The organism is Pseudomonas sp. FEMGT703P, assembly GCF_002786345.1.
Classification (GTDB): domain Bacteria; phylum Pseudomonadota; class Gammaproteobacteria; order Pseudomonadales; family Pseudomonadaceae; genus Aquipseudomonas; species Aquipseudomonas peli.
Map to the genome: position 1 here is coordinate 278,051 of NZ_PGCM01000006.1, position 12,000 is coordinate 290,050.

13 protein-coding genes are annotated in these 12,000 nt (G+C 61.4%); 8 read left to right on the forward strand and 5 right to left on the reverse strand.

Annotated features, from left to right (window positions below; genetic code table 11):
* Positions 1-163 precede the first annotated feature (163 nt).
* The 5 genes from CUR33_RS11405 (at position 164) to CUR33_RS11425 (ending at position 4,627) form a co-directional block, all read left to right on the forward strand.
* Positions 164-1,237: a hypothetical protein gene (locus tag CUR33_RS11405; protein ID WP_289239700.1), complete on the forward strand. Its 1,074-nt coding sequence runs from the start codon at positions 164-166 to the stop codon at positions 1,235-1,237.
* A gap of 136 nt (positions 1,238-1,373) precedes the next feature.
* On the forward strand, positions 1,374-1,985 hold the full coding sequence (locus CUR33_RS11410) for a LysE family translocator (protein ID WP_090251605.1): 612 nt from the start codon (positions 1,374-1,376) through the stop codon (positions 1,983-1,985).
* 29 nt (positions 1,986-2,014) lie between these two features.
* The gene (locus tag CUR33_RS11415) at positions 2,015-2,743 is read left to right on the forward strand and encodes a substrate-binding periplasmic protein (protein ID WP_289239701.1); all 729 of its coding nucleotides are present in this window, start codon (positions 2,015-2,017) and stop codon (positions 2,741-2,743) included.
* Positions 2,744-2,835: 92 nt separating this feature from the next.
* The gene (locus tag CUR33_RS11420; protein ID WP_169852838.1) at positions 2,836-3,261 is read left to right on the forward strand and encodes a MarR family winged helix-turn-helix transcriptional regulator; all 426 of its coding nucleotides are present in this window, start codon (positions 2,836-2,838) and stop codon (positions 3,259-3,261) included.
* Between the two features lie 34 nt (positions 3,262-3,295).
* Positions 3,296-4,627 carry an MATE family efflux transporter gene (locus CUR33_RS11425; protein WP_289239702.1) on the forward strand — a complete coding sequence of 444 codons (1,332 nt, stop codon included), beginning with the start codon at positions 3,296-3,298 and terminating at the stop codon, positions 4,625-4,627.
* Positions 4,628-4,686: 59 nt separating this feature from the next.
* On the opposite strand, the gene CUR33_RS11430 is transcribed toward CUR33_RS11425, so the two are convergent.
* The 4 genes from CUR33_RS11430 to CUR33_RS11445 all read right to left on the reverse strand — a co-directional run bounded on the left by CUR33_RS11430 (position 4,687) and on the right by CUR33_RS11445 (position 7,413).
* Positions 4,687-4,830, reverse strand: a complete 144-nt coding sequence (locus CUR33_RS11430) for a hypothetical protein (protein WP_289239703.1) — start codon at positions 4,828-4,830, stop codon at positions 4,687-4,689.
* Positions 4,831-4,907: 77 nt separating this feature from the next.
* The gene (locus tag CUR33_RS11435) at positions 4,908-6,242 is read right to left on the reverse strand and encodes an FAD-dependent oxidoreductase (RefSeq protein ID WP_289239704.1); all 1,335 of its coding nucleotides are present in this window, start codon (positions 6,240-6,242) and stop codon (positions 4,908-4,910) included.
* Between the two features lie 189 nt (positions 6,243-6,431).
* A complete protein-coding gene (locus CUR33_RS11440) occupies positions 6,432-6,857 on the reverse strand; it encodes a 3-isopropylmalate dehydratase (RefSeq protein ID WP_167145581.1) in 426 nt (141 codons plus the stop codon).
* Positions 6,858-6,975: 118 nt separating this feature from the next.
* Positions 6,976-7,413, reverse strand: a complete 438-nt coding sequence (locus CUR33_RS11445) for an HIT family protein (protein WP_167145583.1) — start codon at positions 7,411-7,413, stop codon at positions 6,976-6,978.
* Positions 7,414-7,548: 135 nt separating this feature from the next.
* Here CUR33_RS11445 and CUR33_RS11450 point away from each other — a divergent pair, with 135 nt between their 5' ends.
* Complete coding sequence (locus CUR33_RS11450; RefSeq protein ID WP_289239705.1) at positions 7,549-8,253, forward strand: glutathione binding-like protein; 705 nt, start codon at positions 7,549-7,551, stop codon at positions 8,251-8,253.
* An 88-nt stretch (positions 8,254-8,341) separates the two neighbouring features.
* Positions 8,342-10,051, forward strand: coding sequence for an amidase (locus tag CUR33_RS11455; protein WP_289239706.1), 1,710 nt, complete (start codon positions 8,342-8,344; stop codon positions 10,049-10,051).
* Positions 10,052-10,194: 143 nt separating this feature from the next.
* On the opposite strand, the gene CUR33_RS11460 is transcribed toward CUR33_RS11455, so the two are convergent.
* A complete protein-coding gene (locus CUR33_RS11460; RefSeq protein WP_090251585.1) occupies positions 10,195-11,100 on the reverse strand; it encodes a LysR family transcriptional regulator in 906 nt (301 codons plus the stop codon).
* Between the two features lie 141 nt (positions 11,101-11,241).
* Here CUR33_RS11460 and CUR33_RS11465 point away from each other — a divergent pair, with 141 nt between their 5' ends.
* Positions 11,242-11,985, forward strand: a complete 744-nt coding sequence (locus tag CUR33_RS11465) for an SDR family oxidoreductase (protein ID WP_289239707.1) — start codon at positions 11,242-11,244, stop codon at positions 11,983-11,985.
* Positions 11,986-12,000 lie beyond the last annotated feature (15 nt).

Genomic DNA, 12,000 nt, shown 5'->3' on the forward strand with positions numbered 1-12,000 from the left:
CATACTGCGGACTATTGAGGCAAAGATGCTCACAACGTCGCGCAAGACACATCCCGCCCAGTGCCTTGATCGGAGACGGTGCGACCTCACCCGTCCGGGGGATAGATGATTGTCAGACAATCTATATGCTCGCCTTTCCCTAATAACAAGAAAGGTTTCCGTCATGCGCAAGCTGCTTCTATTGCTGGTGCTGAGTTTTACCTCCCTGAGCCAGGCCGCCGTGGGTGTATTCCCCGACAGCACCTTCCAGAATCTTGACCACGGCCTGTACTGGTTTGGCTACGGCGATAGCTGGCAAAAAGCCGTGCCTGGCCAGACGAATGCCTATTACGTGGCCAGTAAACCAACACTGATCTATATCCACGGCTGGCAGAACGGCTCGACGCAAAAGAAGAACCGCGAAACCTTCAACCGTAAGGATGCCGTCGGCCCCGATCTGGATCTTGCCAACGCTTGGCTGGCAGCGGGCTACAACGTGGGCGTGCTGTATTGGAATCAGTTCGCCGATGAAGGCGAAGTCAAAGATGCCGAGGCCAAGATCTGGACCGCCAGCGGCCCACGCGCCATGCGTTGGCGCAACAGCAGCGGGGTATACGCCACAGGCCCCAGCCAATCGGCCAGCGATCTGCTGTTCAACAGTTACAAAGCTAACCTGGCCGGCTACAGCGGCAGCAACATCCGCATCGCCGGTCACTCACTGGGTAACCAGATGGCCATCGTGCTGACCAAGAAAATCAGCGATGCCGTCACTGCCGGAACCATCAACAGCAAACTGCTGCCCAAGCGCGTCGCCCTGCTCGATCCGTTCTACTCCAACAACGCGAAAAGCTACCTGGGTAACAAGTGGGTCGGCGAAGTCTGCCGTACCTATGTCAGCGAGCTAAAAACCAAAGGTGTGATCTTCGAGACCTACCGCACCTCCGGGGCCAGCAGCACCGGTTTTATCGGCGACAGCAACACTGGGCTGATGAACATGACGGCCTTCAGCGAACTCAAGCCCTGGTACTTCAACGCCACGCAACTGACCGAGAAGCACAATGCGGCGGTCTGGCACTACCTGTGGTCGTTCAGCAATAACCCGCCGCTGATCAGCGGCACCAGCAACCAGGCCGCCTCTGCCAAAACCAGCGACAGCCGCATCAGTACCTTAATGAATGGCAGCAAGAAATTGGTTCAGGATCAGGGCGCCTACAGCAAGGAACCCTCAGACGATAACTTTAAGGAGGCCAATCGCTGATCCCCGTGCACCGCCCAGGCTGATGAATGCGACCGTGCGACTCAAGCCGGCTTGACTATCTGGGCACAGCATGAAAAAACAGAGGCTCGCAGGGCCGCGCAGGCCCTGCACTCTTGCGCTTCTGGATACCTGTCTTATGGCCCTGCATACCTGGCTGATCTTTCTTACGGCAGTGTTTGGCCTGTCGCTGACTCCAGGCCCCAATGGCCTGCTCGCGCTCAGCCATGGCGCCTTGTATGGCCACCGCAAAACCCTGTTTACCGTCAGCGGCGGCGTGCTGGGATTTACCCTGCTGATGGCCTTGTCGATGCTCGGTATCGGCACCCTGCTGCAAGCCTCGGCGCAGGCCCTGACCATCCTCAAATGGCTCGGCGGCGCCTACCTGATCTGGCTCGGCATTCAGCTCTGGCGCGCACCGCCACTGCACCTCGCGATGGCCGAGAAAGCAGCCGAGAGCAGCGGCTTCAAGCTGTTTCGCCAGGGCCTGCTATCGGCATTGTCCAACCCCAAGGTGATCCTGTTTTTCGGCGCCTTTCTGCCGCAGTTTCTCGACCCACGCGGTGACCTCTTACTGCAGTTCGCCATCATGGCGCTGACCTTTGCCGTGGTCGAAGGCAGCGTCGAATACCTGCTGGCACGCATGGCCCATCGCGTGCGGCCCTGGCTGCAACGCAGTGGCAAAGGCTTCAATCGCTGCTGCGGCGGGCTGTTTGCCTTGATGGGCGCAGCCCTGCCAATGACCCGCTGAAGCGCCTACAGCGCAAAGGACCTGCCTTGGTGTCCAAGCTGTTAACTGCCCTGCTGTTGCTCACCCTGAGCGGCACATCATTCGCCGCCGAGCGCGCGCTGCGCTTCTCGATCAACGACAGCTGGGCCATGCCCATGGTGCGTATCGAAGACGGCAAGGCAGTGGAAGGCATTCTCGTCGACTTGCATCAGCGTCTGGCCGCCAAGGTTGGGCGCAAGGCCGAGATGGTGGTGATGCCGCGTATGCGCGTGCAGCACGCGCTGGATACCGGCGACATTGATGTGCGCTGTTACGTGAGCCCGAACTGGGTCAACAGTGGCCACTATCGCTATATCTGGAGCCTGCCCTTTATGACCCAGCGTGATGTGCTTGCAGGCGTTACGCCCGAGAAACTGGAGCCAGAGCAACTGCTCAATGAACGCCTGGGCACCGTCCTCGGCTTCACCTACCCGCGCCTGGAGCCGCTGTTCGCCAGCGGCCAGATCCAGCGTGAAGACGGCCGCACCCAAGATCAGGTGCTGCTCAAGCTCAGCGCTCGGCGAAACCGCTATGCCATCAGCAATGAACTATCCCTGCACTGGTTCAACCGCCACCAAGCCCCCGGGGAGAAACTGCACCACCTGAGCGAAGTGGCCAGCGATCCCATCGCCTGCATCGTCCGCGATGCCCCGGAGGTCCCGACCATGGCCCTACTGCGCGCCATGGTGCAGATGAAACAGGCTGGCGAATTCGACGAAATACTCGCCCGCTATCGCTGACCTCAACCCCCTACGCACGCGCCGCCGATCGTCCACAGCTTGCCATACCTTATTTAGTTAGTTAGCCTAACAAAATATAAAGGAGAGCAAGCATGCCGATCACCGACAGCCTTAAACGCCTGCAATGGCACATGTGGCACCACTGGCGGCAGTACGCCCAACACAGCGGCAGCATGGAACTGAGCAACAGCGAGTTGGACTACCTGTATGCCCTGATGTCCGCCGAAAACGGCCTGCGCCTGACCGAACTGGCCGAACGGATGAACGTCAGCAAGGCCAGTGCCAGCGCCATGGCCAGCAAGCTGGAGGCACGCGGATACCTGCAGCGCCTGCCCTGCAGTGAGGACGGCCGCGCCATGCGCCTGCTGGCCACGGCCAAATCCAACGCGCTGGAACAGGAAGAGCGCGACGTCTACGTGCAAACCGCCGCCAGCCTTGAACAAAACCTCAGCCCTGAAGAAATGCAGCAGCTGAGCCAGCTGCTGGCCAAAGCCTGCCAGACCCTCGAAATCGGCTGACCCAGCCGCGCAACCGTTTACCCGTGAAAACCTTATGAACAGTCAAAGCATCACCCGCACCTTCTGGCGCTACAGCATCCCGGCCATCGCCGCCTTGATGATCAGTGGCCTGTACATGGTCGTCGATGGCATTTTTATCGGTCACGCCATGGGTGCCACCGGTTTGTCGGCGATCAACATGGCCTGGCCGCTGTCCGGGCTGATGCTGGCCATCGGCATGATGATCGGCATGGGCGGCGGCGCTCAATGTTCCCTGGCCCAGGGTGCCGCACAGTGGCCGGAGGCACGCAGCTATCTGGCTCAAGCAATCTGGCTACTGGTTCTGCTGGGCATTCCCACAGGCGTGCTGGTGGTGCTGGCAGGCCCAGCCTTTATGGCCATGCAAGGCGCCGAGAACAACCTGGCGCAACTGGGCAATGACTACCTGCGGGTGATCGGCTGGGCCGCGCCTTTGGTATTCGGTTCCATCGCCCTGCCCCTGCTGGTACGCAACCTCGGCGCACCGCGCCTGGCGACCTTGGCCATGCTGATGGGCGCGCTCACCAACGTGGCACTCGACTACCTGTTTATCATCGTCTGGCAATGGGGCCTGCACGGCGCAGCCCTGGCCACGGTGATCGGCGAGAGCCTGTCGGTGCTGATCTGCCTGGGCTTTATCTGCAGCCGACATAACCCGCTGCAGATGCCCCTGGCCGCCTGCACGCTGAACCTGCGCAAGAGCCTGGACGTGCTCACCACCGGTTTCTCCAGCATGCTGATGTACCTCTACATGAGCCTGGTGGTGGTGCTGCACAACCTGCTGTTTATGCACTACGGCAGCCCCTTGCAGGTGGCCGCCTATGCCATCGCCGGCTACCTGATGGCCTTCTACTACATGTTTGCAGAAGGCGTTTGCGGCGGTATGCAGCCCCTGGTCAGTTACTTCTACGGTGCCCGCGAGCCGGATAAAGTACGCCGAGTGCTACGCCTGGGCCTGCTCACCGCTGTGGGCAGCGGCGTGCTGATGACTGCAGCGCTGTTAATCCTGCCCAGGCTGTTTGCCGGAATTTTTAGCGGCAGCGACCAAGCCCTGCTGGACGCCAGCGTGTTGGGCCTGCGCCTGCATCTGTTCGCCATGTTCCTTGATGGATTTATCATCCTCGCGGCGAGCTTCTTCCAGGCCATGGGCCAGGCGCGAAACGCTACCTTGGTGACGGTGGGCAATATGCTGATCCAGCTGCCCTTCCTCGCAGTGATGCCACTGCTGCTGGGACTTAACGGCGTGTGGCTGGCCTTGCCGCTATCCAACGTCTGCCTGAGCCTGGTGGTGATCTGGATGTTGCGGCGCCAGTTGCAGCAGCTAAAAACGCTCGATAGCGCTCCCTAAGCGCAAAACCTAAGCAGCCGCTGTAAGTGACGCACGAGCAAGTGCGTCACTTACAGCCTTCAAATGACCACACGCCGTGCCGGCGGCAGCAAGGCCTTCACCTGGGCCTCAGAGAACTTCAGCTGCGTCTGTAGATGCTGAGCAATCTGCTCAGGCGTATACCCAGGCAAGGCCCGGCCACTCAGCACAATACGGAACGACACGGCGATCCCTCGCTACAAATTGAAATGGGTCAGCAGATTAACAAAGCGTGCAGCACTCGCGGCCGGTCACATAGGGCTCAAGTCACCGACAGCTGGGCAGTATTTGCGGGGGGCGCACGTTCATCTAAAACCCGCGCCTCAGGTTGGCCATTCCAGACCTGCAACGGCCGTTCGGCACCCTGCAGTAACCAACCACTGCGCCCACCTACCAAGGTGCTGACTGCATGCGCACGGCCAAATGGATTGTGCCGAGCCAGCAACAACACGCTGTCACGCAGCCAGGCCAGGCTGCGGCTGTGAGATTGGAACAGTGGCGTGAGCAGGCGGCTGGCTTGGCGGTAATAACGCAGGTGATCACGCCGGCTGCTGGCATAGGCGGCGAATACCGCTGACCAGTCGCAGTCGTTTGGGGTGTGTTGTGTGGTGACTGCGGCGGACAAGGCAGCCGCATCCACCAGCGCCATATTCGCGCCCTGGCCCAGTTGCGGGCTCATGGCGTGAGCGCAGTCGCCGATGGCGATCACCCGCCCGTCGTGCCACTGCTGCATGCGCACATCGGCATACACCGCCTGGCTCAGTTGCTCGGGACGTTCGATCAGTTCAACAAAGGGTTCGGCAGCGCTGCCCGCTAGTTGCAGCACCTGGGCTTTCCAGGCAGCCAAGCCGGCTTCACGCCAGGCGCCGAACTGCGCCACCGGCAGGCTCCAGAACAAACTGCTCAGCGCTTGCTCGCGGTTCAGGTGTGTACGCCCAGTGGGCATGATGCCGAACATCTGCGCGCAGTCGCGGTACCACTGGCGCAGGTCCGTTGCATCCGGTGCGTTTGGCGACAAAGCCGGGGTCGGCACAATGCTCCACAACGCGCCCCAAGGGTAAGGCTGCAACCACTGCTTGACCTGCATCTGCCCACGCAAGGCCGAACGCACACCATCAGCCAGCACCAGCGCGGCGAACTCGCCGAATGGCTGCTCCACGCCCTGTTCGTCCTGGCGATACAGCTGCACATGGTTGCCGTGCTGGCTGAAACGGCTGATATGCACGCCGATTTCAACCTGCACACCGGCTTGCCGCGCCGCGTTGAGCAAGGCCGTGAGCAATACGCTGCGATGGATACCCATGCCGAAACTGCCGGGCTGCCAATGCGCGTAACGGGTATCGAGAATCACCCGGCCATTGGCCGAGGTGCCGTACAAGCGACTGACAGGAGCACCCAGGCCGCTGCACTCGGCAAATAGGCCCAACTGCTGCAGCACCGCCAGCCCCGAAGGTTGCAACAACACCCCAGCACCCACCGGCTGCAGCTGCGGCACTCGCTCCAGCAGGCGCACGCTGAAACCCTGACGAACGAGGAACAGCGCCGTGGCCAACCCCGCCGTACCCGCCCCGACAATGGCAATCGGCAATCCCTTCACGACCCGTCTCCGTTAATTAACCGAGCGGATTCTACCCTTGCCGCTTGCCCGCACAGCCATACGCAGTAGCAGATTGCCGCCAGTCTTAGCACCAGCGCACATCAGAAAAGAAGGTTATCCGGGCGATGCGCGGGCCGATGCAGACGGCAGAAGTAGCCGGTGCCTGAAAGGGCACCGGCTAACTGAGGGTTACTGAGTAACCGGGAGGATATCGAAGCCCTTGCGGTTATCGCTGACGATGCGGAAATTCTGCTGCGAGCCCGGCTCAACTTTCACGGCCAGTTCACGACGCAGGCGGCCCATGCCGCACAGAGTGTCGTCCATCTCGTCGATACCAATACTCAGCACCCGCGTGCCGACCGGCACCTGAAAACGTACCTGCTCACCCACGCCAATGCGTGCGGCCACCTTGCGGTCGACCAGCACCGCCACATAGCAGCCGCCGCCCATGCCGCCGAAGTCGCGATTGACCTGCAACTCCCCGCCCTGCCCCAGCGGCGCCTGATAGCCCAGCAAACGGTCTGCCGGCACAGGTTTGACATCCTCTGGCGCGGGCTTCCAGGACGAACAGCCGGCCAACAGCAACAGCGGTAAAACGGCACAAATCAATCGCATGGGAGCCCTCCATGGGCGCAGAAAACAGCAAAGGGGAACAGCCAAAACGGCTTGAGTATTGCCCCTGGCGCGGCCGGCCTCAAGTACAGACTGTTGCGCCGCCGCAACCAGGCTTTTATCAACCGGCGATGCGCTTGAGCAGACGCGCCTGCAGCGCCGCCAGCTCTTCCGGAGTCGCCTTGCCGCCGGCATGCACGCTGAGCGTCTCGCCGGCATAGCGCGGCACGATATGCATATGAATATGGAACACCGTCTGCCCGGCTGGCGCGCCATTGAACTGCGCCACTTGCACCCCGGCTGGCTCCAGCTCGTCGACGATCACACCCGTAAGCTTCTGCACCACGGCCATCACCTTGCTCAGGCTGTCACTGTCGATTTCCAGAATATTGCGCGCCGCCGAGCGCTTGGGGATCACCAGGGTATGGCCGAAGGACTGCGGAAACACATCGAGAAAGGCCAGTACGTCCTCATCCTCGTAGAGCTTGTAGCAAGGGGCTTCGCCGCGGATGATCTGAGCAAAGATATTCTGGTTGTCGTATTCGCCGTGCAGGCTCATCGGGGTTCTCCAGTGGGCTGGGGTTGAGATGGCCCCAACCATACCGATTTCTGCACGCGGGGAAAAATCTGCAACCTGACCAAATGGCCAATCACCGTTATCCTGCGCCTTTCGCCACCTTAATCCGGAGCGCCCATGTCAGCCCTTTCCGCTTACCCCATTACGCAAAAATGGCCTGCCCAGCACCCAGAGCGTCTGCAGCTGTATTCGCTGCCCACGCCCAACGGCGTCAAAGCCTCGATCATGCTGGAAGAGATCGGCCTGGCCTATGAGCCGCACCTGGTCAGCTTCGACACTCACGATCAGCTCAGCGAAGAATTCCTCTCGCTCAACCCCAACAACAAGATCCCGGCGATCCTCGACCCCAACGGCCCAGGTGGCAAACCGCTGGCGCTGTTCGAGTCAGGAGCGATTCTGATCTACCTGGCGGAAAAGACCGGCCAGCTCTTGGCCCAGGACTCCGCCACGCGCTACGAAACCCTGCAGTGGCTGATGTGGCAGATGGGCGGCATCGGCCCGATGTTCGGCCAGCTGGGTTTCTTCCATAAATTCGCTGGCAAAGACTACCCGGACAAACGCCCGCGCGACCGTTATGTGGCCGAATCCCAGCGCCTGCTCGGCGTGCTCGAACAACGCCTGCAAGGCCGCAGCTGGATCATGGGTGAGGACTACAGCATCGCCGATATCGCCGTATTCCCCTGGGTCAGAAACCTGGTGGGTTTCTACGAGGCTGGCGAGCTGGTGGAATTCGAGCGTTTCACTAATGTGCAGCGGGTGCTGCAGGCCTTTGTCGCTCGCCCGGCAGTCATCAAGGGCCTGGCCACGCCAGCGCGCGGCTAAAATAGATGCCAGCAGCCCAGTCAACGCATAAGAACAGCACCACGAGAACCAATATGAACAACGCTCTTCAACAGCCCGCGGTGACAGCATGATCGAGGTAACCGAGCTTTCCATTGCTTCACTGCGCGCCGCGCTCGAAGCCGGCCAGACCACGGCGGTCGAACTGGTGCAGGCCTACCTCGCCCGCATCGATGCCTACGACGCTGCCGGCACCCCGACCAAACTTAACGCAGTCGTCGTGCGCAACCCCGATGCGCTGAAGGAAGCCCAGGCATCCGATGAACGCCGCGCCCTTGGTGCAACGCTTGGCCCACTCGACGGCATTCCCTACACGGCCAAAGACAGCTACCTGGTCAAGGGCCTGACCGCCGCCTCCGGCAGCCCAGCCTTCAAGGATCTGGTCGCCTATCGCGATGCCTTTACCGTCGAGCGTTTGCGCGCCGCCGGAGCCATCTGCCTGGGCAAAACCAATATGCCGCCCATGGCCAACGGCGGCATGCAGCGCGGCGTCTATGGCCGTGCGGAAAGCCCGTACAACGCCGACTACCTCACCGCGCCCTTCGCTTCCGGCTCATCCAACGGTGCCGGCACCGCCACTGCCGCGAGCTTTGCTGCCTTCGGTTTGGCCGAGGAAACCTGGTCGAGCGGTCGCGGCCCAGCCTCGAACAACGGTCTGTGCGCCTACACGCCATCGCGCGGAGTGATTTCGGTGCGCGGCAACTGGCCGCTGACGCCGACCATGGACGTGGTGGTGCCCTATGCGCGAACCATGGCTGACTTGCTCGAAATACTCGATATCGTGGTCGCCGACGACCCGGACAGCCGTGGCGATCTGTGGCGCCTGCAGCCCTGGATATCGATCCCGAAAGCCTCCGAGGTGCGTCCAGCCACCTACGCCGACCTGGCCGCCAAGGCCGATGCCCTGGCTGGCAAACGCTTTGGCGTGCCACGTATGTTCATCAACAAGGATGACGCCGCCGGCACCAGCGAAAACCCCGGCATCGGCGGCCCGACCGGCCAACGCATCCACACCCGCGCCTCGGTGATCGACCTGTGGGAAGCCGCGCGCAAGGCGCTGGAAACCGCTGGTGCCGAAGTGATCGAAGTGGACTTCCCGCTGGTCTCCAACTGCGAGGGCGACCGCCCTGGCGCGCCGACCGTGTACAACCGCGGCATCGTGACCCCAGAGTTTTTGCATGACGAGCTGTGGGAGCTGAGCGGCTGGGCCTTTGACGACTTCCTGCGCGCCAACGGCGACCCCAAACTGAACACACTGGCCGACGTCGATGGCCCGCAGATTTTCCCCCACGACCCCGGCACCCTGCCCAACCGCGAAGGCGACCTGGCCGCCGGCATGGACGAGTACGTCAACATGGCCAAGCGCGGCCTGAAGAACTGGGATCAGATCGAAACCCTGCCCGACGGCCTGCGCGGCCTGGAACACACCCGCAAGCTCGACCTTGAAGAATGGATGGATAACCTCGGCCTCGACGCCGTGCTGTTCCCCACCGTCGCCGACGTCGGACCGGCGGATGCCGACGTCAATCCAGCGTCTGCCGATATCGCCTGGAGCAACGGTGTGTGGGTAGCCAACGGCAACCTGGCGATCCGTCACCTGGGCGTGCCCACCGTCACCGTGCCGATGGGCGTGATGGCCGATATCGGCATGCCCGTTGGCCTGACCTTCGCTGGTCGCGCCTATGACGACTCGGCTCTGCTGCGCTTTGCCGCTGCGTTCGAGTCCACCGGCTCGAAGCGCTTGGTGCCGCCACGCACACCGCCGCTGTCGCGCGGCTAACGCCGCAGACAACAAAGTCGCTCACATGAGCGGCTTTGAGGGGCATACGCCGGCGTGCCCCTCTACAGTGGTCGGCTGATACAACTTGCAGAATTATTCACACAACCGAAGACACGCATGAGCAGCCCAACCCTGGCGGTAATTCAGCTGCGAGGAAAACGCTGTGGGTCGCGAAATGCCTCAGTCAAGTGATCGAACACCAGGCGTACGCGGCGTGAAACTGGGCCCTGTTGCGGGCGATAAATGAACAGGTCCCAGGGCGGTGGAGCAAGCTCATCCAACACGGTTATGAGCTTGCCGCTGCGGATTAATGGGTTGGCAAGGTAGGCGGGAATCTGACCAAAACAGGTGCCGGACACAATCGCCTCCAGCTCGGTATCAGCATCGTCGCAAATCAACACGGGTTGCCGGGGAGTGAAACTCTGGCCATCGGCGAACAGCCAAGGCCAGGGCCTGCCATTGCGCTGGTCGATCAACGCGGACAGTGGGCAGGCGTCAAGCGCCTGAATCGAGCGCGGTGAGCCGATCCGCTCGACCAGCTCCGGGCTGGCAACCACATGCATGGGCACGGGTGCCAGTGCCTTCGCAACGTAGCGACGGTCGCGTATCAAGCCGACCCGAATGCCGATGTCGATCTGCGCCTCCACCGAGTCCGTCATCTGGTCTTCAAGCCGCAAGTGGAACTGCAAGTGTGGATGAGCCGCCATCAGCGGCTGCAGAAACGGAATCAGGTAGTGCCGGCCAATAGTTTGCGGCGCGGTAATTCCGATACGGCCTGAAAGCTCAGGCTCACTGCGATGCGAGCGAAAGAGTGCATCGAAGTGCTCGAGGGCCAAACGAGCCTCCTGTGCATAGCCTTGGCCAAAGGCGGTGATATGCACCTGACGGGTATTGCGGTGGAAGAGCGGCTCACCCAGCTCGGCTTCCAGCGCCTGAACGGCGCGCGTCACGCTCTGCGGTGAAATACCCAGGCGGCTTGCGGCTGCACGGAAGCTGCCGGACTCGGCAGCGGCGCAGAAGATCCTGACCATCTCCATGCGATTGAGCATGTGTTACCCACCTTTATTCCAAAATAAGGAATAGCTTAATCCAAACATTTCCATTTATTGAGATTCGCAGTGGCCCTACTGTGCTCGCAAGCCAGGGACATCTCCCGGCGTCGTTCAACCTGTCACGATGAGGTTCAGAGCATGAGCAACAATATTTCCGAAAAAGTAGTCATCATCACTGGCGCCAGCAGCGGTTTGGGCGAGGCCACGGCCCGCCATCTGGCAGAAAAAGGTGCGCGTGTAGTCCTGGCGGCACGCCGCAAGGACAAACTGGATGCGCTGGTTGCAGAGCTGGTAAACGCTGGTGGCCAAGCAGTGGCCTACCAGACCGATGTCACCTCCCAGGATGACGTCAAGGCGTTGATCCAGGGCGCAATAGACACCTTCGGCCGCCTCGACGTGCTGGTCAACAACGCAGGCCTGATGGCTATCGCCCCGCTGAGCGAAGGGCGGGTGGACGAGTGGGACCGCATGATCGACATCAATATCAAGGGCTTGCTGTACGGGGTAGCAGCCGCACTGCCAGTGTTCCAGCAGCAGAACAGCGGGCATTTCATCAATATCGCCTCGGTCGCGGGCCTGAAGGTCTTCAGCCCGGGTGGTACGGTCTACAGCGGTACCAAGTTTGCGGTCCGCGCCATTTCCGAGGGGCTGCGCCATGAAGTGGGTGGTCGTATTCGGACCACCACCATCGAGCCGGGCGCCGTCGACTCTGAACTCAAGTTCGGCAGCTCCCACCAGGCCAGCCGTGATTTCGTGGTCGACTTCTACCAGCAGGCCATTCCCGCCGACTCAGTGGCACGCGCCATCGCCTTCGCCATCGAGCAGCCTGCCGATGTCGACATCAACGAAATCGTACTGCGCCCAACCGTGCAGGATTTCTAAACCAAGCAAGGCGCC